We start from the raw sequence: 25,097 nt of genomic DNA, 5'->3' as shown, positions 1-25,097 counted from the left end.
GGTCAGTCCTCGATCAGGGGCTTGGCGACGAGCGTGCCGTAGTTGAAGACGCGCAGATAAAGGAGCGACAGCATCACGCCGATGACGACGAGCACCAGCGCCATGGCCGCGCCCAACCCGTATTCGAGGTTGCCGGCATAATTCCTGAGCGCGGTGTGATAGGCGGAGAGCGCCCAGACCTCGGTGGCGTTGCCCGGGCCGCCATTGGTGGCGAGCAGGATTTCATTGAAGGAGGCGAGCAGCGACAGCGTCTGGTAGCAGGTGACGAAGAGGATCGGCCAGCGCATTTGCGGCAGGATGATATAGCGGATCTGCTGCCAGCGCGAAGCGCCGTCCACCTCGCTTGCGTAGAACTGGCTCTTCGGAATGGCCTTCATCGCCGAGGAGAACACCAGCATGCCCATCGAAGCGCCGATGAAGCCGTTGATCAGCACGACGAAGAACCAGGCATTATAGGCGGTATCGAGCAGGTAGTTCTTCGGGGGGTAGCCGAACTTGCCCATCAGGACAGAGATGAAGCCGCTGTCCCAGGCAAGCCACTTCCACAGCAGTACGTAGATGACCACGGGCGTGATGCGCGGCAGGAGCCAGATGCCGCGAAAGATCGAGGCGGGCGTCGGCGGCATGTAATGCGTCCAGATCGCGAGCAGCAGGGCATAACCGACGTTGAAGAGCGTCAGCACCAGCGCGACATAGAGCACGGTGTTGAAAAGCACACGCGCCATATCGGGCGACCTGGCCATGCGTGCGAAATTGTCTGTCGTCCAGGTCCAGCCGGTATAGGTGGTCTTGGCGACGGTTTCCTTCTGTTCCGGCGTCAGCCTGAACCCCAGACTGTCCAGCGCCGAAAACAGCTGCTCCTTGCTGTCGAAGCGGGTGTTGAGGACGGAGCGGTTGAACTGTTCGGAGATCTGCTTGACCTCACGTGTCGAAGGCCGCTCGGCAAGATCCTTGATCATCCGCTCGACATCGCGGCGTGCCGGGAAGACCTCGCCTGCATGTTTGGCGCGCAATTCCGCGGCAATCCCCGGCGCAAGCCCGAGACCCTCGACGGCCGTGAGGCCCGCCTCGTCGATGGTGTAGCGCGGTGCGGCCATCTCGGTGGCGATCTCGGGCATCGCCGATTTCAGCGCGATCAGGGAGTTCGGCGCGATCTGGTAGACGCCGCCGGAAATGCCGGTCGCCGTCGTCATGTTGGTCATCGAAAAGACCGCCGTCAGAACCACCGGCATCAGGAAGAACAGCACGATCATGATCGCCGCAGGGGTGATCATGATCAGTCCGAGCGTTCTGGACGATTTCATGGGAGGCCTCCTCGCGGAACCGACCGGGCGGCGGGTTTGCCGCCACCCGGAGGCGTGTTTCAGCGAATGACGATCTTGTCGCCGAGCGTGCTCTTCAGCTCGCTCTCTGCGTCACCGACAGCGGCGTCTACGGTCTTGGCGCCGGTCCATGATGCTTCGAGGTTCTTCCACATGATGTTCCAATATTTGCCGAAATCGGAGTTGTTCGGCATCGCATTGGCATGCGGCAGCAGGCGCTCGGTGGCTTCGCGGGTCCAGCGGTCGGCCGAGTAGAATTCGACGGTGGATTCCGATTTGGAGATGCCGAGATGGGCTGATTTGACCGCATGCAGCGCATTGGTGCGCGGCTCGGAGGCGATCTTGACCAGTTGGGCGGCGATCTCGGTGTCTTCCTGGTCGTGACCTGCGGTCAAGAGGTAGACGAGCGGATGGGTCAGCGTGTTGGCCTTGCCGCCTTCGCCGGCGGGGATCAGCGTGAAGATCACGTTGCCGAAGAAGTCCTTCAGGCCTTCCTGGTTGACAAGACGGGCATAGTGCCAGGTGCCGCCGTCCCAGATGCCGGCCTTGCCGGTGGCGACTTCCTTCCACCACTGGTCGCCTGGCATACCGATATGGTTCTTCTTGGTGACACCTGATTTAACGGCGTCTGCGAAGAACTGATAGGTGCGGGTCATCGCCGCCTTGTCGAAAACGAGCTTGCCGTCTTCTTCCATCGTGCCGCCGAACGAGGTGTAGAACTGCCAGTAGTCGGGGCCGTTGCTGGTGCGCGGATAAAATCCGTATCCGGGCTGGACGAGGCCCTTGTCCTGCATCTTCTTGGCGTCTTCGAGCAGGTTCTTCATGGTGTACTTGCCGTCCTGGACGCTCTGCGGCAGCGCGTCCAGATCGGCATCGCTGTAACCGATCGCCTTCATGTAAGGCTTCCAGAAGAACATCGGGCGGGATTCGGCATCCTGCGGAATGCCGTAGACGGTGCCGTTGTAGGATGCGATCTTCAACAGGTTTTCATAGATGTCGCTGAGCGGCCATGAGTCGAGATCGACGTAATCCTCGATCGGGACGATCAGTCCGGCCTGCGACCAGGGTGCGATGTCTTCATGGCCGCTGACGACGATATTCGGGGCGGTCTTGGCTTCGGCGGCAAGGGTCAGCGCCTGCTTGAAGTCTTCCCAGGCGGAATAGGGCTTCTTCTCGACGGTAATTTTCAGGTCTTCGCCCTTGAGGGCGGCTTCGCGCTGCAGCTGCTGGGCTGCGATTTCGATGGCGTCGAGACGATAGACGTCGTTCGGGCCGGTGCCGCCGGCCCAGACGCTGATGTGAACGTCCTTGGCAAGCGCAATTGCAGAGCTCGAGGCCAGGATGGTGGCAGCAATGGTGAGGGATTTCAGTGTCGGCAAAATGGTCATCTTCTTCGTCTCCCTAGAAGAGCAGTGTGAAGCCTCTTGGCGGGTCAGCACTGCTGATGATGGCCGCTCCGAAACCCCACGAAAACGTGACGATGTCCGCTCTAGGGGTTTGTTGTAACGGCCGAATGACAAAATTGAGCACGTGTGCAAAATTATTATGACGATGTCTTTAAGACTTGCAAGCGGCGGTTTTCGGGAGTGCATTTTACGCTTCAAATCGTGCTTGCCCTCCTGCGGACCTGCATGTCTTTCGAGACGCGCAAAGCAGGCTTCCACGCTTTCGATCCTCGCGTCCCTTCCGAAAAGCGGTTCCGATTTTTGGGCCGATGCGCTAGCATGTCGCCATGAGCCTTGAATCTGTCCGCGCTTTCCTGCGTGCGCACGCACCCGATATCGACATCATCGAAACCGCCGAGAGCTCCTCGACGGTGGCGCTTGCTGCCGAGGCCCATGGCGTCGAGCCGGCCCAGATCGCCAAGACGATCTGTCTGCGTGTCGGCGAGCAGATGATGCTGGTCGTTGCCGGCGGCACGGCAAGGCTTGACAATCGCAAGTTCAAGGACACGTTCGGCGCCAAGGGGCGCATGCTCGACGCCGAGGAGGTCGTGGCGGTCACCAGCCATCCGGTCGGCGGCGTCTGCCCGTTCGGCCTGCCCTCGCCGTTACCCATCTATTGCGATATCTCGCTGAAACGCTTCGATGAAGTCGTGCCGGCGGCCGGCTCGACGAATTCGGCCGTGCGCATCGAAACCGGACGGCTGGCCGAGCTGACCGGCGCCAGTTGGGTCGATGTCTGCCAGTAAGCGGCAAAAGAACTTCAAACGGCGGAAAGAGTACCTATATTCTCTCCCGACATGCCGTGACTGCGCATGACAGGAGATCAGGAATGCCGAGTGCCATTTCGCGTTTTGCCAAGTTCGCGGCAATTGCCGCTCTGACGGGCGCTACCGTTTTTGCTTCCCTTGACGATGCAGAAGCGCGCCGGGCCGGCAGCAGCGGTTTCGGAAGCCGCGGTACCCGCACCTTCCAGGCTCCGCCTGTCACCAGCACGGCGCCCGGCCCCGCCGCGCCGATCGAACGGTCGATGACGCCGCGCCCGCAGACCACGGCACCAGCGACCGCGCAGCAGTCCTTCGGCGCCCAGCGCCCCGGTCTCTTCGGCGGCTTCGGCCGTTCGATGATCGGCGGCCTGATTGCCGGCGGCCTCCTCGGCATGCTGCTCGGTCACGGTTTCGGCGGCGGCTTCGGCTTTCTCGGCATGCTGCTGCAGATCGCGCTGATCGGCGGCGCCGTCATGCTCGCCATGCGTTATTTCGCCAATCGCCGCCAGCCCTCCTACGGCGCCGGCGGCCAGAGCGGCTCCTTCAGCCGGTCCTACAACATGTCGCCCGCCAACAATTCGTCCTTCCATATCCCGGCGATCGGTTCGGGTGCCGGTTCAGGGGCGTCCTCACGCGGCCACCGGCCGAGCGACGAGATTGGGCTGGCGCAGGCCGATCTCGATCAGTTCGAGGAATTGCTGACCAGCATTCAGACCGCTTACGGTGCCGAAGATTACGCCGCGTTGCGCCGGCTGACGACGCCTGAGGCGATGTCTTATCTTGCCGAGGAACTCGGCGAAAACGCCACCAACGGCGTGCGCAACCGAGTCTCCGACGTCAAGCTGCTGCAGGGCGACATTGCCGAGGCCTGGCGCGAAGACGGCCAGGAATATGCGACGCTTGCCATGCGCTACTCCTCGATCGATGCCATGGTCGAACGCGACAGCGGTCGCGTCGTTTCCGGCGACGATCGCCGCCCGAGCGAAAGCATCGAGGTCTGGACCTTCGTGCGTAAGCCCGGCGCCGACTGGAAGCTCGCCGCGATCCAGGGAAGCGAGCAGCGCGCCGCCTGAGGCGGCGCGCGTCTGCCGGCTTAATTCACTGCGACAGGCTTGGAACGCATGCGCGAAACCGTTTCGCGTTCCGCCCGCTTGCAGCGCATCGGCGGCAGGCCGCGATCCATCAGGTCCATGTCCTCGAGCACCATGTCGCCCATCTTCTTGAAGGCGCTGTCGAGCGCGCCGGCCCGATGCGCCGAGCGGATGAAGCCTTTCAGGCTCCGCACCGGGTGGTCGGGCGGCAGTGGCTCTTCCGGGTAGACGTCGCTTGCCGCGACGATATGACCGGACGAGACGGCTGCCATCAGCGCTTCGAAATCGACGACGTCGGCGCGGCTGAGCAGGATGAAGGCGGCGCCCCGGCGCATGCCGGCGAAGGCATCGGCGCCGAGGAATCCCTTGTTTTCACTGGTGACGGCCGCGACGACGAAGACAAAATCGCTCTTCGTCAGCACCTCCTCCAGGCTTGCGGGTTCGACGCCGTTTTCCTCGAGGATCGAGCGGGGCAGCCAGGGATCGAACACCCTGATGCGGGCCCTGAAGCCGGAGAGCAGCCGGCGCAGCGCCTTGCCGAGATCGCCGAAGCCGACAATGCCGATCTCGGAGCCGGCGATCAGCCGCGCAGCCGCATTGCCCTCCCCGCCCCAGAGTTCGTCTCCCTGGCGGAACGCGACATCCGCATCGACGATGCCGCGCGCCAAGGCCAGTGCGAAGCCGAGACCGATTTCGGCGACCGGCTCGGCAAAGACCTGGCCTGTCGTCACGACATGAATGCCGCGCTCAAAAAGGACCTCATAAGGCATATTATTGAGAAGATTGCTCTCGACGTTAAGGATCGAGCGCAGGGCCGGCATTCTCGCGAGCGTTTCCCTCGAAAGCGGTGGCTGGCCGATAATGTAACGGGTCTTGCCGAGGATTTGGTCGCCGAGGCCGGCGATATTGTCGGGGTCGGCCTCGACGATATCGTATTTCGCATGCAGCTCGGCGCGCGCCTGATCGCTGAAGATCAGATCGAGCGTGCGCGGTTCGGGCGCGCTGATCGCCAGCGGCCGCTCGTTGTTCGTCATGGGCGTCTCCTCCATTGCGGGCGATTTGCGCTGGCTCCGCCGGATGATTGATAGCCCCTGTGCCGGGAGGTTTCCAGGCGGATCTTGGAGCAATGGAAGAAGCTATCGAAAACGGCATTTGCCTATCAGATAAGCAATTGAATTGCCTTGCTATTTTATGGCATTTACGTTGACGGAACGGGCTCCTTGAATTAGCGTGATCCGCGCAGCTTGAAATCGCGGCGGTCTTCGACGGCCGCAGGATATTCGAAAACTTACGAGGGATGAGCATGAAATCAGCACTCAAGAGCGGCCTGCTTGCTTTGGCTGCCACCGCGCTTCCAGCCGTAGCCTACGCCCATCCCGCGACCGGCGAGGCTGCGGGCTTCAGCCATGGTTTTGCCCATCCGATGTCCGGCGTCGATCATATCCTCGCGATGGTGATGGTCGGCGTTTTCGCATTTCAGCTCGGCGGTCGCGCCACCTGGCTCGTGCCGGCGACCTTCGTTCTGGTCATGGCGCTCGGCGGCGCTCTCGGCGTTGCCGGGACTGATCTTCCCTTCGTTGAGACCGGCATTGCGCTTTCCGTCGTCGTTCTCGGCGCCGTCATTGCCCTTGATGTCAAGGCGCCGCTTGCCGCAGCGCTCGGCGTCATCGGCCTCTTCGCCGTCTTTCATGGTCATGCGCACGGCGCCGAAATGCCGGAAGATGCGAGCGGCGCCGCCTATGCCGCTGGTTTCATGGTCGCGACCGCGCTGCTGCATGCCGCCGGCCTCGCCCTCGGCTATATCATCGGCCGCGCCGGTGAACGTCAGGGCGCCTTCGTAACGCGCGCGGCTGGCAGTGTTGCCGCCATTGCAGGCGTCGGTATCCTGGCCGGCTTGATCTGAGCCGACAATATCTGAGCCGCCTGCGAAAGCGGTATCCTATCTATCATCGCATTCCGATCAGAACGCCCGGTAACCCATAACCGGGCCTTTCTGCGTCATCGCGGCAAAGTGCGGCGGACTTGATCCAAATCAAATCCAGCCATGCTGCGGCGGGCTATATCCGACCCACGATCAACGAACGGACATCCAAATTGACGCAGGGCCGCCTTGCCGATTGTCGGCGAGGCGCGAAAGTCAGTATAGTGATTTCAGAAATTTATGAAATCACAGACACAACGGAAACAACGATGAACCTTCCGCCTCTCGTCCAGTCCTTCGTCCTCCATTTCGGCGAAATGGGATCGCGCTGGGGAATCAACCGCACGGTTGGCCAGATCTACGCTCTGCTCTTCGTCTCGCCGGCGCCGCTCTGCGCCGAGGAGATCGCCGAGTCGCTCGGCATCTCCCGCTCCAACGTGTCGATGAGCCTGCGAGAATTGCAGGCCTGGAACCTTGTCCTTCTCAAACACAAGCCGGACGATCGCCGCGATTTCTTCACGACGCCGGATGATGTCTGGCTGATCTTGCGGACGCTTGCCGAGGAACGAAAGAAGCGTGAAGTCGATCCGACGCTGTCGGTTCTGCGCGAAATCCTGATGCAGCGCCCCGCCAGCGAGGCCGAACGCCATGCGCAGCAGCGCATGAGCGAAATGCACACGTTGATCGAGCAACTGACCCATTGGTATGAAGACGTAAAACAACTTGAAACCGAAAGGCTCGCAACGCTACTCTCGTTGGGCGCGAAAGTAACAAAGCTTCTGGAGGCCAAGGACCGGGTCGTTTCGCTCGGCCGCAGCCGCCGGCCGAATCCTGCGAGCAAGAGTTAGCGCGATGGGCAATGCTTTCTTCGACGCGACAGACAAACAAGAAACGCGGTCGCTGGACGGCGATGCCGTTTCGCCTCGCAGTGACGCGGCGATTGTTGGACTGCGCAGGGCGGCGATACTGCAGGCGCTGGCCGCCGCCATCTGGATCCCACAGGCCGGCTTGCTCGCCATCTCGGTCGGCCGCATTGCCGATGGCGGCGGATTGCACGACGTGCTTTGGCCGGCCTTCGGCATCCTCCTCCTCGGATTGGCAAGAAGCTGTCTCGACGCGGCTGGCGGCCGCCTGGCCTTTCATGTGGCGCGCGCCGAGCTCAGCCGCAGGCGGCAGGCCGCCGTCGCCGCCCTTTCCCTGTCGTCGCCGATCGATCGCGGCCGGCCGGCTTCCGGCAAAGCCGCAAGCGTCATCGGCGAGCAGGCCGAACTGGTCGTGCCCTATCTCGCCCGTTTCCAGCCGGCGCGGATGAAGGCGAGCCTCGTGCCGCTCGTCATCCTTGCCTTCGTCCTTCCGGTTTCCTGGATCGCCGCGCTGGTTTTGCTGTTCGCTGCGCCGCTGATCCCGATCTTCATGGCCCTGATCGGCTGGCGCGCCCAGGCAGCCAGCGAAAAACAACTTGTTGCGACCGGTGGCCTCAATGGCTTCCTGCTCGATCGGCTGCGCGGACTGGCGACGATCCGGGCGCTCGGCGCGGTGGATGCCACCGCGCTCAGACTGCGCCGCGAGGCGGAATCGCTGCGGCTGCGAACCATGGCGGTGCTGAAGATCGCCTTTCTCTCCTCGGCCGTGCTCGAGCTTTTCGCCGCACTCGGCGTGGCTATGATTGCCGTCTATGTCGGTTTCAGCCTGCTTGGCGAAATCCGCTTCGGCACCTGGGCAGGCCGACTCGACCTGACTGAGGGATTGTTCATCCTGCTGCTGGCGCCGGCCTTCTTCGAGCCATTGCGCGAGCTTTCGGCCGTCTGGCACGACCGGGCGGCCGGCGAAGCGGCGCTGAAAGCGCTGGATGCCCTTGCCGCCGGTGGCCTGCCCATCCGAGGGTCGGCCGAAGCCGCGACAGCTGCCGGTACGGAGGCGCCGGCCATCCGCCTTGAAAATCTCGCTTTTCGCTATGGCTCCGACGAACCGCTGATCTATGACGGTTTCAACCTCGATATCGCTGCCGGGGAACATCTGGCGTTTCTCGGTGCCAGCGGCTCCGGCAAATCGACGCTTCTGTCGCTGATGGCGGGGCTGGCACCCTGCACCGGCGGCCGCATCGTCATCGGCGATGTCGAGCTCGCGGATGAGACTGCCGCCAACCTGCGGGACGGTATGGCGTGGATCGGTCAGAAGCCGCATATTTTTGCCGGCACCATAACGGGGAATATCGCGCTTGGCAGACCCGGCGTGCTGCGCGGCGATGTGACCGACGCACTGGATGCCGCGAGACTCGGAAAGGCGGCCGAGGCCTATGGCGGCCGGTCCCTCGGCGAAGGCGGTATCGGGCTTTCCGGCGGCGAGGCGTTGCGGCTGGCGATCGCGCGAGCGGCCTGTAATCCGCATCTGAGGATCATCCTCGCCGACGAGCCGACCGCGCATCTCGATGCCGCCACCGCCGCCGAAGTGACCGAGAGCCTGCTTTCGCTCGCGAGGGGGCGGACGTTGATCGTTGCCACCCACGATCCGCGGCTGGCCGCGCGCATGCAGCGCAGCATCCGCATCGACGCCGACATCATGATCAGGGAGGCCGCCGAATGAGCACATTTGCTGCAGACCTCAAGCCGATCCTGCGTCTGTTTTTGGCTGAGCGCCGGCGCGCTCTGCTGCTCGGCGCCGCACTTTCGGCGGCGACGGTGACGGCGGGCATCGCCCTGCTGGGCCTGTCCGGCTGGTTCATCACCGCCACCTCGCTTGCCGCACTTTCCGCCGCAGCCATCACCTTCGATGTCTTTGCGCCCTCGGCCGGCATCCGCCTGCTCGCCATCGTCCGAACCGCGGCGCGTTACGGGGAAAGGCTTGCGACCCATGATGCGACGCTCGGCGTGCTCGCAGCCTTGCGCGAAAGACTGTTTCGCGGCTTCGCCGAACCGGGCGCGGCGCGCATGCTTCTGCATCGTCCGGCACGGCTGCTCTTCCGTCTGACGGCCGACATCGATGCGCTCGACAGCCTCTATCTCAGGATCCTCGTGCCGGGGGCGGTAGCGCTCGGCGCTACCTTCGCGGCAAGCCTGGTGCTGGGGTTTATGCATCCCCTGTTCGGCCTGTTCTCCGGTCTCTTTCTCATTGGTGCCGGCCTCGGTCTGCCCTTGATCGCCGCCCGGGCGGCGCGCAAATATGCACGCCGGCGCACCCATGGCATCGAGGCGCTGCGGTCGCGGACGATCGATCTCGTCGCCGGCCAGACCGACCTGCTGATGGCCGGACGGCTTGCGGCGCAAAGGCAGGCCATCGCTGCGGCAGACCACTACACCGCCGGCGCCGACGATCGGTTGAACCGCGTCGAGACCGGCCTGACCTTTGGCTTCGGCCTGGTCTCCACCCTGCTGTTGACGGCATCGCTGCTTGCCGTCGCCGCTCTTGCGGAGACGAAGGCGATTACCGCTCCCGTGGCAGCGCTTGGCCTGCTGGTTGCCTTCGCGGCGACCGAACCGTTCGCGGCACTGCGCCGCGGCGCCCTGGAACTTGGGCGGACGCTGCTTGCGGCAAAGCGGGTCGCGCCGCGGCTTGCCGTCGCGCGGGCACCCGAGCCATTGGCGGCGGCGTTGCCGGGATATGCTTTATCGCTGACGGATGTCTCCGCCTTCCATGAAAATTCCGCCGTGCCGGCACTCCAAACCATCGACCTGATGCTCCGGCCAGGCGAGCGGCTGGCCGTGGTCGGCGGCAGCGGCGCCGGCAAGTCGAGCCTGCTCGCCCTGCTTTCCGGCGAATTGCCGGCGAGCGCGGGGCGTGTTGCGGCGACAAGAGCGACCTTGCTGACACAGCGGACGGAACTCTTCGAGGACAGCCTGCGCGGCAATCTCGCTCTGGCCAACCCGGATGCGAGCGAGGCCCGCCTTCGAGACGCGCTCGCCGCTGCCGGTCTGCTTGCCGATATCGAGGCCATGCCGCGTGGGATCGATACGCCGCTCGGTGAAGGCGGGCTCGGTCTTTCCGGCGGCCAGTCGCGCCGGGTGGCGCTTGCCCGGCTCTTCCTGCGGGACACGCCGCTCTGGCTGCTAGATGAACCCACAGAGGGCCTCGATGGCGCCACCGCCCGCGATGTGCTTGGCCGCCTGTCGGCAATGGCGGCCGGCCGCTCATTGGTCATCGCCACCCATATCCGCCGCGAGGCTGCCATCGCAGACCGCATCGCCGTCATCGAAGGCGGCCGCATCACAGAGGTTTCGCGCCGTGGAGAGGCGGCGTTCGAAAAGGCACTCGACCGGCTTCGGCCGGATTGAGCGAAACCGCATGCCCTCACGCCATCCGGCGCTTGAGGAACGCTCCGGCCCCGTGGGACCGTGGGAGAAAGACAATGGAACTAGATATCGTAGCACTTTCGCGCTTCCAATTCGCGCTGACGGCGCTTTACCACTTTCTGTTCGTACCGCTGACGCTCGGCCTGTCCGTGCTCCTGGCGATCATGGAAACGGTTTATGTGATGACCGGCCGCCAGATCTGGCGGCAGATGACGAAATTCTGGGGCACGCTCTTCGGCATCAATTTCGTGATCGGCGTCGCCACCGGCATCGTCATGGAATTCCAGTTCGGCATGAACTGGAGCTATTACAGCTATTATGTCGGCGACATCTTCGGTGCGCCGCTGGCGATCGAGGGCCTGATGGCATTCTTCCTCGAGGCGACCTTCGTCGGTCTGTTCTTCTTCGGCTGGGACAAGCTGTCGAAGGTCGGCCATCTCGTCGCCACCTGGGCGGTGGCGCTGGGCTCGAACTTCTCGGCGCTGTGGATCCTGATTGCCAATGGCTGGATGCAGAACCCGGTGGGATCGGCGCTCAATCCGCAAACGATGCGCATGGAGATCACAAGCTTCTTCGATGTGGTCTTCAACCCGGTGGCCCAGGCGAAATTCGTCCATACGGTATCGGCAGGTTACGTCTGCGCTTCGATCTTCGTGCTCGGCGTCTCGGCCTGGTATATAATCAAGGGCCGGCATATCGAGCTTGCCAAGCGTTCGATGACGGTCGCCGCCTCCTTCGGCCTCGCTTCGGCGCTTTCGGTCGTCGTCCTTGGCGATGAGAGCGGTTATCTCGCGACCGAGAACCAGAAGATGAAGCTCGCGGCAATCGAGGGCATGTGGAAGACGGAACCGGCGCCGGCCGCCTTCACCGCCTTCGGCTTCCCCGACCAGGAAGCCCGCGAAACGCATTTTGCCGTGCACATTCCCTGGGTCATGGGCCTGATCGGCACGCGGTCGCTGACCACCGAAATCCCCGGCATCGACAAGCTCGAACAGCAGGCCGAAACCCGCATCCGCGATGGCATCAAGGCTTACGACGCGTTGATGCAGATCCGTTCGGCACCGGCGCAGGATCAGGTTGCGCTGGAAGTGCGCAGCTCCTTCGAGGATCTCGGCCATGATCTTGGTTATGCTCTTCTTCTGAAGCGCTACGTCGACGATCCTCGCCAGGCGACCGACGAGCAGATCGTTCAGGCCGCGCGCGATACCATCCCGCACGTGCCGACGCTCTTCTGGTCCTTCCGCATCATGGTCGGCCTCGGTATCTTCTTCATCCTGCTGACCGCCACCTTCTTCTGGCTGTCGGCGCGCCGCCATCTCGACAAATATCCGTTGCTTCTGAAGATTGCCGTGCTGGCGATCCCCCTGCCCTGGGTTGCCATTGAACTCGGCTGGGTCGTCGCCGAGTTCGGCCGCCAGCCCTGGGTGATCGAAGGCGTGTTGCCGACGGCCGCCGCCGTCTCCAGCCTTGGCGCCGGCACCGTGCTTCTGACCATCATCGGATTTGCGGCACTCTACACGACGCTGATCGTCATCGAGATGGGCCTGATGATCAAGGCAATCAAGCAAGGACCGGAGCCGGACGACGAGCCGGAAGCGGTTCTGATTTCCGAAACCCTCGTCTCGGCCGCGGAGTGACCTGCCATGATCCTTCACGAACTCATCGACTATGAAACCCTGCGTCTCATCTGGTGGCTGCTGCTCGGCGTGCTGCTGATCGCCTTTGCGACAACAGGCGGTTTCGATCTCGGCGTCGGCACCCTTCTGCCTTTCGTCGCCCGGACCGACACGGAACGGCGCGTGGCGATCAACACCATCGGCGCCACCTGGGAGGGCAACCAAGTGTGGCTGATCCTCGGCGGCGGCGCCATCTTCGCCGCCTGGCCGCCGCTTTATGCGGTGTCCTTCTCGGGCTTCTATCTGGCGATGTTCGCGATCCTCTTCGCGCTCATCCTGCGCCCGGTCGGCTTCAAATATCGTTCGAAGCGGGAAAGCGCCAGTTGGCGGAACGGCTGGGACTGGGCGCTCTTCGTCGGCGGTTTCGTGCCGTCGCTGATCTTCGGCGTCGCCGTCGGCAATGTGCTGCAGGGCGTGCCCTTCCGCTTTGCCGACGATATGCGGATCTTCTACGAGGGCTCGTTCTTCGCCCTGCTCAACCCCTATGCGCTGCTCTGCGGCCTGCTTTCGCTAGCCATGCTGACGATGCATGGTGCGGCCTGGCTGGTGTTGAAGTCGAGTGGCCCGGTCGCGGTGCGTGCCAGAAGCTATGGCAGCATCGCCGCCCTTGCCGTTATCGTGCTTTTCGCACTCGGCGGCCTCTTCCTGTGGATCGGCGTCGGTGGCTATCGCATCACCAGCGATATCAGCCCGATCGGTCCCTCCAATCCGCTGCTGAAGACCGTGGCGCTGGAGAAAGGCGCGTGGCTCACCAACTACACCACCCACTCGTGGATGATCATCGCGCCCGTCCTCGGCTTCGTCGGCGCGGCACTGGCCTTCATTGCCATGCGGGCAAGGCGCGAGGTCATGACGCTGCTCTTCAGCAAGGTGGCGATCTTTGGCATCATCTCGACGGTCGGCCTGTCGATGTTCCCGTTCATCCTGCCCTCCTCGCTCGATCCGCGATCGAGCCTGACGGTCTGGGATGCATCCTCCAGCCACATGACGCTGTTCATCATGCTTGTGGTGACGGTGATCTTCCTGCCGATCATCTTCGCCTACACAGCCTGGGTCTACAAGGTTCTGTGGGGCAAGGTCGATGAGAAGTCGATCACCGACAAGAACAGTCACGCTTACTAGAGCGATTCAGGAGAACCGCTCTAACCTTTTGTTTCTACGCAATTCCGGACGGAAAACCGCTTCGCACTTTTCCTGGAATTGCTCTGAGGGAGACCAAACGATGTGGTATTTTGCATGGATCCTCGGCCTGCCGCTAGCCGCGGCCTTCGCTGTCCTCAACGCCATGTGGTACGAGCTGATGGACGATGCGGCCAGGAAGAAAACTTCCGAGCCGCGCAAGTAGAAAAGCAAAGGGCGCGGTTTTGAACCGCGCCCTCTCTATTGCTTCAGCCTTCCAGCCACTTCACCTGATCAGGTGTCAGCTTGATGTCGAGCGCCGAGAGGCTGTCTTCCAGCTCGGCGACGGTGCGCGGCCCGATCAGCGGAATGACCGGGAAAGGCTGGGCGATCACATAGGCGAGCGCGATGTGGATCGGATTGCGGCCAAGCTTGTTGGCAAGCTCGATGGCGCGGTCGCGGCGTCCGAAATTGCGCTCGGAATACCAGACCCGGACGATCTCCTCGTCATCTCTCTTGTCGCGGCCGGCGCGGTCGGTAAAGAAGCCGCGACCCTGGCTCGACCAGGCGAAGTTCGGAATCTGCTTCTCGTTGAGCCACTTTTTCCAGTCGTCATCGGAAGCGGCGACGCAGCCGGCCCAGATCGGATCGAGCATCTCGGCAAGCGAGAAGTTGTTGGAGAGAGCCGCCGGCGCCGCCTTGCCTGATTTTTCGGCATAGGCGATCGCCTCGTCGAAGCGCGCCCGCGTCCAGTTCGATCCGCCGAAGATGCCACGGATGCGCCCGCGCTTGACCTCGGCATCCATGGCATCGACGAACTCGCCGACGGGCACGTCGGTATTGTCGCGATGCATGAAGTAGATGTCGACATAGTCGGTCTTCAGCCGGTCGAGAGACTGGTCGAGCTGCTTGGCGATCATGTCGGGATAGCAGAGGGGCGAATGCGCGCCCTTGCCGATCAGCACGATCTCCTCGCGCGGGACCTTTCGGCTCGTGTGCCAGTCGCCGAAGATCGCTTCCGTCTTGCCGGCTCCATAGACAAAGGCCGTATCGAAGGCATTGCCGCCGGCCTCGTAGAAGGCGTCGAGCGTCAGCGAGGCGGCGGCGAAGTTCGGGAAGAATTCGAAGCCGAGTGTCACGACCGAGGCCGGCTTGGAGATGCCGGGTATCTCACGCTGCGGAATGCTGTTGCCGCGCGTGACAGCACCGCCGGCAATGTTGGCCGTTCGCTTTGCCGCTTTCTCGACGCCGTATTCGAGGCCGACCGAGGCGCGCCACTGGTCGAGCACGCGCAGGTTTCCGATCGAATCCGCCCAGCTCATGCCGGGAGAGCTGAACTCGGTTCTGCCGGCGCGGATGGCATCGCCCGCCGCATCTGCCTCAAAGGAATAGAGCCAGCGATCCTCCCTGAGTTCGACGGTTTCTCGGCTGCCGCCCTTGAAGATCTCGATCTTGCCCACGCCGCCCTTATGGCCGGAGGCGAACCAGAAGTCGGCGACTTCGATCCGGCCCTCGGAGCCGATGATACGCAGCACATTGTCCTGCTGCGCCATGATCGAGCAGGAGACCTCGGCAATGATCTCGTTCGGGAATTTGAGCACGGCGGAGGCCCATTCATCGACGCCGCTCTGGCCGAGATGGGCGACGCCCGAAACCTTCTCCGGGTCGAGGAAGGCCTTGCCGTCCGCGGCGCCGGCGATCAGCCTTGCCATCGAGACCGGGTAGCCGCCGACATCGAGAATGCCGCCGCCGGCGGTATCGTTGGCGAACAGCCGGTGCTCCGGCCTGTAGCTGCCCATATTGAAGCCGAAGCTCGAGCGAATGATGCGCAGCGTGCCGATGACACCGCTCTTGATCAGTTCGACCAGCTTCTCCGTCTGCGGATGCACGCGGTACATGAAGGCCTCGCCGGCAAAGACGCCGGCCTTCTTGGCCTCGTAATAAACGGCTTCGGCATCATAGGCCGAAAGCGCGATCGGCTTTTCCACAAGGATATGCTTGCCGGCGCGCGCGGCCTTGATCGCCCATTGGGCATGACCGGTATGAGGCACGGAGATATAGACCGCATCAATCTCGGGGTCGGAAAGCAGCGCCTCATAACCGTTGACGATGCGGGCGCCGGGGAAGTTTTCTGCCAGTCCCGGCTTTGAAGGGTCGCGGGTGGCGATCGCCACCAGTTTGCCGGTGCGCGAATGAGCGACGCCGTCTGCAAAGGTGCGGGCGATGGTGCCGGGGCCGATGATGCCCCAGCGGATCGGTTGATCGGAAGTCATGGAAACCTCTTTCGTCTTTCTGCCTTGGGATTTGTGGTTTAGCGAAGCCGTTTGCCGACGCCGTCGAAAAGGAATGTGTGGCGTGCAGGAAGGCCGACGGTCAGCGTCTCGCGATTGCCGGCGGTGCGCGATTCCGGCCGCTCGATGATCAGCTGCTCGCTGCCGATGGCGGCATAGATGTAGCTGGTGTTGCCGAGATGTTCGGCGACGTCGATGGCGACGGTGAGATCGGCGTCACCCATGCCGGCATCGACGAAATGTTCGGGACGGATGCCGAGCGTCACCTTCGTGCCGGCTTCGATGGGTTCGGTGACGGGCAGCGGCAGGCGCATATTGGCATCGCTTTCCAGCGCGATCACCGCCCCGCCCGGCTGCGTTTCGACCACCACGGCTTTGAGGAAATTCATCTTCGGCGAGCCGACGAAGCCGGCGACGAACTGGTTGGCGGGATCGTCATAGAGGTCGAGCGGGGCGCCGATCTGTTCGATATTGCCGGCGCGCAGCACGACGATCCTGTCGGCAAGCGTCATCGCCTCGGTCTGGTCGTGGGTGACGTAGATCATCGTCGTGCCGAGCTGCTTGTGCAGCCTGGAGATTTCGACGCGCATCTGGACGCGCAGTTCGGCGTCGAGGTTCGACAGAGGCTCGTCGAACAGGAAAACCTCCGGTTCGCGCACGATGGCGCGGCCGATTGCGACGCGCTGGCGCTGGCCGCCGGAAAGCTGCTTCGGCCGCCGCTTCATCAGCTCGGTGATCTGCAGGATCTCGGCGACGTGGCGCACACGCCGCTCGGTATCGGCCTTCGGGTTGCCGTTCATCCGCAGGCCGAAGCTCAAATTCTCCTCGACGGTGAGGTGCGGATAGAGCGCATAGGACTGGAAGACCATGGCGATGCCGCGATCGGCCGGTTCGACGTCGTTGACGACCCTGCCGCCGATCCGAAGCTCGCCTGAGGTGATGTCCTCGAGACCTGCGATCATCCTGAGCAGCGTGGACTTGCCGCAGCCGGAGGGGCCGACGAAGACGACGAATTCGCCGTCCTTCACCTCCAGATCGGCGCCATGGATGATCTCGAAGCCGCCGAAGCGCTTGACGATATTGCTGAGTGAAAGCTCTGCCATGCAGCCTCCCTATTGTTCGATTATTTGATTGCGCCGGCCGCGATGCCGGCGATGAAATGGCGCTGGAGAGCCACGAAGACGACAAGGATCGGCGCTGTCAGCAGCACCGCGCCGGCCATGATGCCGCCCCAGGAGACCTTGGTGAGGCCGATCAGCGTTCCCAATGCCACCGGCGCCGTCATCATTCCCGGTTTGGAATTGATCAGCAGCGGCCAGAGGTAGTTGTTCCACGAGGCGAGGAAGAGGATGATCGCCAGTGCCGCCATGGTCGGACGCGCCAGCGGAAGGGCGATGCGCAGGAAGATCTGCCATTCCTTGACGCCTTCGACCCGAGCGGCATCAAAGAGCTCGCCTGGCATCATCGAGAAGGATTGCCGCATGAACAGCACGCCGAGCGAATTGAACAGCGGCGGCACGATCAGCGCCACCCAGGTGTTTGCCAGCTTGAATTCGCGTGCCACCATGATGAACTGCGGGATGACGACCACCGAAAACGGCAGCGTGATTGTGCCGAGGATGATGGCGATGACGATGGAGCGGCCGACGAAACGGTACCGCGCCAGCGCCCAGCCCGCCATCGAGGTCAGCAGTACCGACAGGACCGTATAGATGAGCGCGACGCCGACGGAGATCACCATGGCGCCGATGAAATCGGTATCGGCCTGCAGGTTCTTGAAATTCTCGATGAAGTTGGTCGATGGCCAGAGCACGATGTCAGGGCTGAAGATGCCGTTGTCGGGCATCGTCGAGAAGACGAACATCATCCACAGCGGAAACAGCCAGATCAGAGCAAGCGGTGCCAGTGCGGCATGCAGCGCGATCTGACGCAGCAGAAGGGATTGCGATTTGGATCTCATTTCGGATCCCTCCCGACCCAGAGATTGAGAAGCGAGATCGCCACGGCAAGGGCAGCCATCGTATAGGCGATCGCCGAGGCATAGCCGAAGTTCAGCGAGGTGAAGCCTTGGCGATAAAGTAGCAGGCCGAGCGTCTCGGTGCCGCCGCCGGGACCGCCACGATTGGTGATCAGGAAGGGCTCGGTGAAGAGCTGCATGGTGCCGATCACTGAAAGAACCACGCAGAAGAGGATGATCGGTTTCAGAAGCGGCAGGGTGATATGAAAGAATTGCTGGATCTTGCTCACCCGGTCGAGTGTCGCCGCCTCATAGACATCGTCAGGAATCGACTGTAGGCCGGCGAGGATGATGATGGCGTTGTAGCCCGCCCAGCGCCATGTGACGGCAAGGATGATCAGCGCCATGGCGGCATTTGCATTGTCGAACCAGGAGACCGGGCTGAGACCGACGGCCGAGATCAGCTTGTTGATGATGCCGAAATCGAGGCTGAACATCAGCCGGAAGACGGCAGCATAGGCGACCTCGCCGACGACGACGGGCGCAAAGAAGGCGAAGCGGAAGAGCGGCCGCGCTTTCAGCAGCGGCGAATTGAGCATTACCGCCATGACCGTCGCGAGTGCGATCATCACCGGCACCTGAATCAGCAGGATGATCAGCGTATTGTAAAGAGCATTGTAGAAGGCCGGGTCATAGAAGAGCCGGCCCCAATTGGCCTGGAAACTGAATTTCCACGGATTGATTCGCGTGTTCTGAAACGAAATCAGGAACGAATTGATGATCGGCCAGACCCAGAAGGTGGCAAAGACCAGCAGATAGGGGGCGAGGAACGCGTAGGCGCTCCGGGTTCTGAACGGCATCAAGCCTCCTCCTCACGAATGAATGACCGGCCGCTTTGCCGGGGGAAAGCCGGGCGCCTGAAGCGCCCGGCATCGTCATTCATTGCGCGATAGGGAGGCCGGTCGCCGAAGCGATCTGCTTGGCGGCGTCGTCGAGAGCCGCCTTCGCATCGGGATAGCCGCCAGCGAAGAACTTCGTCTGCGTCGCCTTGAAAATGGCTTCCGCATCACTCTGGAAGGCGGTGCCGCGGCTCGGTACGATCTTCGGCAGTGTCGCCAGAATATCCGCCCAGACCTTCTGGCCGCCCCAATAGGGCTGCGGCTCATTGACGAAGGGATCCTTCTCAGCCGAAAGCAGCGACGGAACCAGACCGAACTCCTTCAGCATGGTGATCTGACCCTCATCCGTGCCGAGGGCGTAATTGACAAATTTCCAGGCGGCTTCCTTATTCGCGGATGTCGCCGAAATGGCGAGCGACGAACCGCCGAGATTGGCCGCATGCGGGCCATCGGCGGTCAGGCTCGGCATTCTGTAGACGCCCCACTTGCCCTTGAGATCGGGAGAGGTCGAGCGCACGGTGCCCTCATACCAGCCGCCATACAGCTGGCTTGCGGCCTTGCCGGCGGTATTGGCCTGGATCTTTTCGTCCCAGTTGGCCGACGTCAGCGTCCCGGCATCCTTCATCTCCTTCACCTTTTGCAGCGAGGCGACGCAGGCCGGCTGGTTGATGGTGATGTTCTGACCGTCGGTCGAGTAATAGCCGCAGCCCTGTTCGTTGGCGATCATGCGAAACCATTCGCTGTCGCCGTTGAAGTCGGCCTGCGCCATGACGACGCCGGGGTTGGCGGCGGAAATCTTCTTGCCGGCAGCGATGAAATCGTCCCAGGTGCTGATCGTGCTCGGATCGACGCCGGCCTTTTCGTACAGATCGCGGCGGTAGAAGACGGCGACAGGACCGGAATCCCACGGCATGGCATAGGCGACATCGCCGACTTCAAGCTCGGTGCGCTTGAAATCAGGGAATTTCGCCTGGATCTCGGGCGTGTAGCCGAGCTCCTTCAGATTGGCGAAGCAATCCGGGAAACGGCTCCAGAAGATTTCAGCCTCGAAATTTTCGATACTGACAATGTCAGGCAGGCCGTCGCCGCCGGCGGCGCAGGCAGCCAGCGTCTTGTCGAAGACCTGGCTGTTGCCGAGGTCCTCGACGGTGATCTTGATATCGGGAAACTGTTTGTTGAAGCCTGGAAGCGTGGACTTCAATGCCGATGCGGCGACATTCCAGCTCCAGATGGTCAGATTGGCCGACTCAGCGAATGCGGAGCCGGAAGCAAGCAGTGCGACAGCTGCGGTCGCAGCGAGAAGTTTGAAGCGCATTGAAAATCCTCCCTTTTCAATTGCCGATTTTTCACGAACGCGGTTAGACTATCCGCAAGGGAGCGGCTGTCTCCTAAAAAGGGAACATGGATTTGGCGGAAAGTAAGGTCGGCACGAGTGCAATCTATCAGCCCGGCGCAAGCAGCATAGAGGGTTCGCCGACGGCGCTGCAGATGTTTCATGACCATCCGCTGGTCATGGCTATGCCGCACTGGCATGCGCAGGTTGAGGTCAACTTCGTCATGCGCGGCACTGTCCATTATCGGATGAGCGACCACGAATTTCGGCTGAACGCCGGCGAAATGTGCCTCTTCTGGGGTGGCCAGCCGCATCAGATGGATGAATCCTCGGATGATTCGCTCTATGCCGGCGCCCATCTGCCGCTCATTTATTTCTTCCGGTTGCGCCTGCCGATCAGCATTTCCAGCCGGCTGATGAAGGGCGAGACGCTGCTGACCTCGGCGACCGATGCTGCCGACAACGAGAATTTCGCCCGTTGGTTCCGCTATTCCAAGTCCGGTGATTCCGCCAAGGCTCAGCACGCGGTCGACGAATTGCTGCTGCGCATCGAGCGTATCGCGCTCGAACCCTATTCGATGACGACATCGAAGACGGTCGCCAGCCTTGAAGGCGATCAGCCGCATCCGAATTCCTCGCGCAACGTTGCACGCATGTGCGATTTCATCGCCGCCAATTTCCTGCAGGACATCGATTCGGTCGACATTGCCCGCGCCGCCGACCTGCATCCGAAATATGCGATGAACCTCTTCAAGCGATCGACCGGCATGACGCTGAGCAAATATGTGACGCTGCTCAGGCTGTCGCGCGCCCAGGCGATGCTGATGAGCGAAGGCGCCAACGTGCTGCAGGTGGCGATGGACAGCGGCTTCGGCTCGATCAGCGCGTTCAACAAATCCTTTCGCCATATCGCCGGCATGTCCCCATCGGACTTCCGCCGCGATATCCGGCTGGTGACGACGGTCCCCGCCGGCGCCTTCCGGAACTAGATCGGGGACGTGTCGCACTTCGGCGTTTTACCTGTTCTGCCGCTTGCCTTTCCTCTGAGCAGAAAGACGTCGGCGCTTAAGATGGTGGCAGAAAGTGCGCATTTACTGTGCAAGTGCATGCACTATTCAGGCTGCGGGCGAAAGACAGCCTGTTCACCGTCAATGAATTCAACAATTTATAGTTTGGCACGCCCTTTGCTTCGATAGCTGCAGAGTTGGTGGCTAGGGTTCCGGCGTCGCAGGGCGCGGCTGGTCCGAGAGCTGCCACCGGCGGGGGAGACATCCCGCCGGGTGCACGGCGGGACAAAAGCCCGGGAGACCTCGTAAGCCAAGGGATTGGCGGCACGATGGTCATTGCCGATCCCTTTTGACGAAAAGCAAAAGGGGAATTTCAATGCAGACTTTTTCGAAGCTTCTTTCAATCACCGCACTGACGGCATCCTTGGCGCTGGGCGTCGGCTCCATCGCGAAAGCCGAACAGAAGACCGATTTCAAGGTCGCCTGGTCGATCTATGTCGGCTGGATGCCGTGGGGATACGCGGCCGATCACGGCATCGTCAAGAAATGGGCTGACAAATACGGCATCAAAATCGAGGTCACCCAGTTCAACGACTACGTCGAATCGATGAACCAGTACACGGCCGGTGCCTTCGATGCCGTGACGCTGACCAATATGGACGGACTGTCGATCCCGGCCGCCGGCGGCGTCGATACCACAGCCGTGATCGTCGGCGACTTTTCGAACGGCAATGATGCGGTCATCCTGAAAGACAAGGCGAGCCTTGCCGACATCAAGGGCCAGAACGTCAATCTCGTCGAATTCTCCGTCTCGCACTATCTGCTGGCCCGGGCGCTCGAAAGCATCAAGATGACCGAGCGCGACGTCAAAGTGGTCAACACTTCCGATGCCGACATGGTCGCTGCCTACAAGACGGCTGACGTAACGGCTGTCGTCACGTGGAATCCGCTGGTCTCGACCATCCTCGAAGATCCCACGGCCAAGAAGGTTTTCGACAGTTCGCAGGTGCCGGGCGAAATCATCGACCTGATGGTCGCCAATTCAGGCGTGCTGAAGGACAACCCGAATTTCGGCAAGGCGCTCGCCGGCATCTGGTATGAAACCGCAGCACTGCTGACATCAGACAGTGCCGACGGCAAGGCCGCCCGCGAGGCGATGGGCCAGGCATCGGGCACCGATCTCAAGGGTTTCGAATCCCAACTCGCAGCCACCAAGCTGTTTGCCAAGCCGGCCGATGCCGTTGCCTTCACTGCCTCGGGCAGCCTGCCGAAGACAATGGATCTCGTCCGCAACTTCCTGTTCGAAAAAGGCCTGCTCGGCAATGGCGCGCCGTCCGCCGACGTCATTGGCATCGAAATGCCGGACGGCAAGATCCTCGGCGATAGCGGCAACGTCAAGCTGCGGTTCACCGAGACCTACATGAAGGCGGCCGCTGACGGTTCGCTCTGAGCGATTTTTAAGCAGCGGCGCGGCCTTCCCTGCGCCGCCCATCCTTCATCAGCGGAGCTTTCCCTATGCGCTGGATCAACACGAAGCCGAGCCGGGGCGCGCAGCTTGCCTTGACGCTGCTGCCCTTCGTGCTGCTGGTCGTTGCCTACACGTTCGGCTCGGCGGCGCGGCTGGCGGAAAATGCCAACGACAAACTGCTGCCCGGTCTTGCCGGTTTTGCCGATGCGATCGATCGCCTGGCCTTCATCGCCGATCCGCGCACCGGCGAATACCTGCTCTGGTCCGATACCGGAGCGAGCCTGGTGCGCCTGTTTGCCGGCCTTGGCATCTCCACTATCACCGCGCTCGTCATCGGCATGCTGATCGGCATGCTGCCTTATATGAGGGCGCTGCTCTCCCCTTTCGTCGCCGTTATCTCAATGGTGCCGCCGCTGGCGCTGCTGCCGATCCTGTTCATCGCCATGGGGCTCGGCGAAGCCTCGAAGATCGCGCTCATCGTCATCGGCGTTGCGCCAACGATGATCCGCGACCTTGCGCTGAAGGCGCTGGAGCTGCCGCGTGAGCAGATCGTCAAGGCTGAAACGCTCGGCGGCTCCTCCTGGCAGATCGGCCTTCGTGTCGTGCTGCCGCAGATCCTGCCGCGGCTGATCACCTGCCTCAGGCTTCAACTCGGTCCTGCCTGGCTATTCCTGATCGCGGCAGAAGCGATCTCGTCGGATTCCGGTCTCGGCTACCGCATCTTCCTCGTCCGCCGCTATCTCTCGATGGACGTCATCTTTCCCTATGTCGTCTGGATCACGCTGCTCGCCGTGATCATGAACTATATCCTCGATCGCATCCGCATCGCCGTCTTCCCCTGGTCGGAGCTGGAGAAGCAGGCATGAGCGAGTTGGTGATCGAAAAGGTCTGGAAAGAGTATGGCGACCAGATCGTCCTCGAAGATGTGTCGCTGATTGTCGCCGCGCGCGCCTTCGTGGCCCTTGTCGGACCGTCCGGCTGTGGCAAGTCGACGTTCCTGCGCATGCTGCTCGGCCAGGAGCGGCCGACGCGGGGCACGATCCTGCTCGACGGCGAAGCGCTGCCGCAGGAGCCAGGCCCGGATCGCGGCGTCGTCTTCCAGCGCTACTCCGTCTTCCCGCATCTGACGGTCCTCGGAAACGTGCTGCTCGGGCGCGAACTCTCGGCGTCCCGCTACAAGGCCAAGCTTTTTGGCGCTGCCCGCCGCGATGCCGTCGACGAAGCTCGGCGGCTGATCGGCGAAGTCGGCCTTTCCGGCGCCGAGGACAAATATCCGGCGCAACTATCAGGCGGCATGCAGCAGCGCCTTGCGCTGGCGCAGGCGCTGATCATGAAACCGAAGGTGCTGCTGCTCGATGAGCCATTCGGCGCACTCGACCCCGGCATCCGCGCCGAAATCCACACATTGATGAAGCGGCTCTGGCACGAGACGCAGATGACCGTCGTCATGGTGACGCACGACATGCGCGAGGCATTCACGCTGGCGACGCGGGTCGTCGCCTTCGAGCGCAAGCGTGACCGCCCGGAGGAAAAGGAGCGCTACGGCGCGACGATCACCAAGGACATTTCGATCTGGCCGCCGAGGCTTGCCGGCGCGCCCACCATCTTCAGCCCCGACCGGGACGGCCCGGTCATTTCTCTGGGCCTTCGCCGGGACGACCCGGCTTCCAGTCCGTCAGGAGAAAAGCCATGATGCATGTCAGACGTTCGCCCGAAGAGATCGCCGCCAACCGGCAGCGTTACGAGGAACATCAGAAAAAGGGGCTGGAATTCGCGCCGAAGGCCCTACCGGCGCCGAGCCCCCTGCCCGCCCCCGGCATCGATGCGGCTGCGATCATCCATCAGGAAACCATCCCCGGCGGCTGGTACTGGTCGACCGCGCTGAAGCGCGGCGAGGCGCTCCGCATCGATCAGGGCGAAGGCGGATCGACTGTGGTGCTCGTTGCCTGGAACGCCACTGATACAAGCGAACGGCTCAATCTGGTCGATACGGTCAAGGTTCAGTGGACGACCGCCCTCGGCAAGGGCCGCGTCATCTTCTCAGATATGGGCCGGGTGATGTTTTCGCTGATTGAGGACAGTTCCGGCGCCCATGACTGCCTGATGGGTGGTTCGACGGCAGCTTCGAACGCCGCAAAATATCCTGGCGTGAAGACCCGCAACACTCGCGACAATCTCGTGCTCGTCGCCGGCAAGCTTGGTCTCACCAGACGCGATATTCCTGCGATTCTCAATCTCTTCGCCCCGGTTCGCGTCGACGACAACGGTGGCTTCCACTGGCGCGGCAAACTCTCCAACAGCGGCGATTATGCCGAACTGCGCGCCGAGATGGACATGATCGTCGGCTTCTCGAATTGCCCGCATCCGCTCGATCCCGACCCGGTCTATGCGCCGAAGCCGGTGATCGTCACGCGCTTTCGCGCGCCCGCACCCGCAGTGGACGATCTCTCGCGCACAGCAACCGCCGAAGCCCTTCGCGGCTTCGAGAACAACGCCTCGATGCTGGCCTGAGGGAGAA

Annotated in this window: 22 protein-coding genes and 1 riboswitch; of the genes, 14 read left to right on the top strand and 8 right to left on the bottom strand. The window is 62.4% G+C overall.

Going from position 1 to position 25,097, the window contains the following annotated elements; all coding sequences use genetic code 11:
• Window positions 1-2: 2 nt before the first annotated feature.
• Window positions 3-1,304 (bottom strand): carbohydrate ABC transporter permease, encoded by a 1,302-nt coding sequence (locus tag FHX03_RS28215; protein ID WP_183856473.1) that lies wholly within the window; start codon window positions 1,302-1,304, stop codon window positions 3-5.
• A 59-nt stretch (window positions 1,305-1,363) separates the two neighbouring features.
• Window positions 1,364-2,710, bottom strand: a complete 1,347-nt coding sequence (locus FHX03_RS28210; protein WP_097627881.1) for an extracellular solute-binding protein — start codon at window positions 2,708-2,710, stop codon at window positions 1,364-1,366.
• 344 nt (window positions 2,711-3,054) lie between these two features.
• Between FHX03_RS28210 and FHX03_RS28205 the strand changes: the two genes are divergently transcribed.
• The gene (locus FHX03_RS28205) at window positions 3,055-3,513 is read left to right on the top strand and encodes a YbaK/EbsC family protein (RefSeq protein ID WP_054184262.1); all 459 of its coding nucleotides are present in this window, start codon (window positions 3,055-3,057) and stop codon (window positions 3,511-3,513) included.
• Window positions 3,514-3,596: 83 nt separating this feature from the next.
• A complete protein-coding gene (locus FHX03_RS28200) occupies window positions 3,597-4,604 on the top strand; it encodes a Tim44 domain-containing protein (protein ID WP_097627880.1) in 1,008 nt (335 codons plus the stop codon).
• Window positions 4,605-4,624: 20 nt separating this feature from the next.
• On the opposite strand, the gene FHX03_RS28195 is transcribed toward FHX03_RS28200, so the two are convergent.
• Window positions 4,625-5,656, bottom strand: a complete 1,032-nt coding sequence (locus FHX03_RS28195) for a hydroxyacid dehydrogenase (protein ID WP_183856471.1) — start codon at window positions 5,654-5,656, stop codon at window positions 4,625-4,627.
• Window positions 5,657-5,925: 269 nt separating this feature from the next.
• Between FHX03_RS28195 and FHX03_RS28190 the strand changes: the two genes are divergently transcribed.
• The 7 genes from FHX03_RS28190 to cydX all read left to right on the top strand — a co-directional run bounded on the left by FHX03_RS28190 (window position 5,926) and on the right by cydX (window position 13,850).
• Window positions 5,926-6,525 carry a HupE/UreJ family protein gene (locus tag FHX03_RS28190; RefSeq protein WP_183856469.1) on the top strand — a complete coding sequence of 200 codons (600 nt, stop codon included), beginning with the start codon at window positions 5,926-5,928 and terminating at the stop codon, window positions 6,523-6,525.
• 287 nt (window positions 6,526-6,812) lie between these two features.
• Window positions 6,813-7,391, top strand: a complete 579-nt coding sequence (locus FHX03_RS28185) for a GbsR/MarR family transcriptional regulator (protein ID WP_097627878.1) — start codon at window positions 6,813-6,815, stop codon at window positions 7,389-7,391.
• Between the two features lie 4 nt (window positions 7,392-7,395).
• Window positions 7,396-9,126, top strand: a complete 1,731-nt coding sequence (gene cydD, locus FHX03_RS28180; protein ID WP_183856467.1) for a thiol reductant ABC exporter subunit CydD — start codon at window positions 7,396-7,398, stop codon at window positions 9,124-9,126.
• Window positions 9,123-10,811, top strand: a complete 1,689-nt coding sequence (locus tag FHX03_RS28175) for an amino acid ABC transporter ATP-binding/permease protein (RefSeq protein WP_183856464.1) — start codon at window positions 9,123-9,125, stop codon at window positions 10,809-10,811. The genes cydD and FHX03_RS28175 overlap by 4 nt, the downstream gene beginning before the upstream one ends.
• Before the next feature lie 74 nt (window positions 10,812-10,885).
• Window positions 10,886-12,466, top strand: coding sequence for a cytochrome ubiquinol oxidase subunit I (locus FHX03_RS28170; RefSeq protein ID WP_183856462.1), 1,581 nt, complete (start codon window positions 10,886-10,888; stop codon window positions 12,464-12,466).
• A 6-nt stretch (window positions 12,467-12,472) separates the two neighbouring features.
• The gene (cydB, locus tag FHX03_RS28165) at window positions 12,473-13,627 is read left to right on the top strand and encodes a cytochrome d ubiquinol oxidase subunit II (protein ID WP_097627874.1); all 1,155 of its coding nucleotides are present in this window, start codon (window positions 12,473-12,475) and stop codon (window positions 13,625-13,627) included.
• Window positions 13,628-13,727: 100 nt separating this feature from the next.
• On the top strand, window positions 13,728-13,850 hold the full coding sequence (gene cydX / locus FHX03_RS28160; protein WP_018448946.1) for a cytochrome bd-I oxidase subunit CydX: 123 nt from the start codon (window positions 13,728-13,730) through the stop codon (window positions 13,848-13,850).
• Window positions 13,851-13,893: 43 nt separating this feature from the next.
• Here the strand turns inward: cydX and FHX03_RS28155 are convergent, their stop codons facing one another.
• The 5 genes from FHX03_RS28155 to FHX03_RS28135 form a co-directional block, all read right to left on the bottom strand.
• Window positions 13,894-15,897 (bottom strand): aldo/keto reductase, encoded by a 2,004-nt coding sequence (locus tag FHX03_RS28155; protein ID WP_183856460.1) that lies wholly within the window; start codon window positions 15,895-15,897, stop codon window positions 13,894-13,896.
• 38 nt (window positions 15,898-15,935) lie between these two features.
• Window positions 15,936-17,018 carry an ABC transporter ATP-binding protein gene (locus tag FHX03_RS28150; protein ID WP_183856458.1) on the bottom strand — a complete coding sequence of 361 codons (1,083 nt, stop codon included), beginning with the start codon at window positions 17,016-17,018 and terminating at the stop codon, window positions 15,936-15,938.
• A 20-nt stretch (window positions 17,019-17,038) separates the two neighbouring features.
• A complete protein-coding gene (locus tag FHX03_RS28145) occupies window positions 17,039-17,875 on the bottom strand; it encodes a carbohydrate ABC transporter permease (RefSeq protein ID WP_183856456.1) in 837 nt (278 codons plus the stop codon).
• A complete protein-coding gene (locus FHX03_RS28140) occupies window positions 17,872-18,732 on the bottom strand; it encodes a carbohydrate ABC transporter permease (protein WP_017992298.1) in 861 nt (286 codons plus the stop codon). Before FHX03_RS28140 ends, FHX03_RS28145 begins: the two co-directional genes overlap by 4 nt.
• A gap of 79 nt (window positions 18,733-18,811) precedes the next feature.
• On the bottom strand, window positions 18,812-20,086 hold the full coding sequence (locus tag FHX03_RS28135; RefSeq protein WP_097627870.1) for an extracellular solute-binding protein: 1,275 nt from the start codon (window positions 20,084-20,086) through the stop codon (window positions 18,812-18,814).
• An 86-nt stretch (window positions 20,087-20,172) separates the two neighbouring features.
• Here FHX03_RS28135 and FHX03_RS28130 point away from each other — a divergent pair, with 86 nt between their 5' ends.
• The 5 genes from FHX03_RS28130 to FHX03_RS28110 all read left to right on the top strand — a co-directional run bounded on the left by FHX03_RS28130 (window position 20,173) and on the right by FHX03_RS28110 (window position 25,090).
• A complete protein-coding gene (locus tag FHX03_RS28130; protein WP_097627869.1) occupies window positions 20,173-21,093 on the top strand; it encodes a helix-turn-helix domain-containing protein in 921 nt (306 codons plus the stop codon).
• A gap of 211 nt (window positions 21,094-21,304) precedes the next feature.
• A riboswitch (guanidine-I (ykkC/yxkD leader) is annotated at window positions 21,305-21,413 on the top strand.
• Window positions 21,414-21,487: 74 nt separating this feature from the next.
• Complete coding sequence (locus tag FHX03_RS28125) at window positions 21,488-22,561, top strand: putative urea ABC transporter substrate-binding protein (RefSeq protein WP_097627868.1); 1,074 nt, start codon at window positions 21,488-21,490, stop codon at window positions 22,559-22,561.
• Window positions 22,562-22,626: 65 nt separating this feature from the next.
• Complete coding sequence (locus tag FHX03_RS28120) at window positions 22,627-23,445, top strand: ABC transporter permease (protein ID WP_097627867.1); 819 nt, start codon at window positions 22,627-22,629, stop codon at window positions 23,443-23,445.
• Window positions 23,442-24,272 (top strand): ABC transporter ATP-binding protein, encoded by an 831-nt coding sequence (locus FHX03_RS28115; RefSeq protein ID WP_097627866.1) that lies wholly within the window; start codon window positions 23,442-23,444, stop codon window positions 24,270-24,272. The genes FHX03_RS28120 and FHX03_RS28115 overlap by 4 nt, the downstream gene beginning before the upstream one ends.
• On the top strand, window positions 24,269-25,090 hold the full coding sequence (locus tag FHX03_RS28110; RefSeq protein ID WP_097627865.1) for an urea amidolyase associated protein UAAP1: 822 nt from the start codon (window positions 24,269-24,271) through the stop codon (window positions 25,088-25,090). Before FHX03_RS28115 ends, FHX03_RS28110 begins: the two co-directional genes overlap by 4 nt.
• The last annotated feature ends 7 nt before the right edge of the window (window positions 25,091-25,097 follow it).

Origin of the sequence: Rhizobium sp. BK456, from assembly GCF_014194045.1 — a bacterium.
Lineage (GTDB): Bacteria > Pseudomonadota > Alphaproteobacteria > Rhizobiales > Rhizobiaceae > Rhizobium > Rhizobium redzepovicii.
This window is presented reverse-complemented; position numbering and strand designations above follow the sequence as displayed.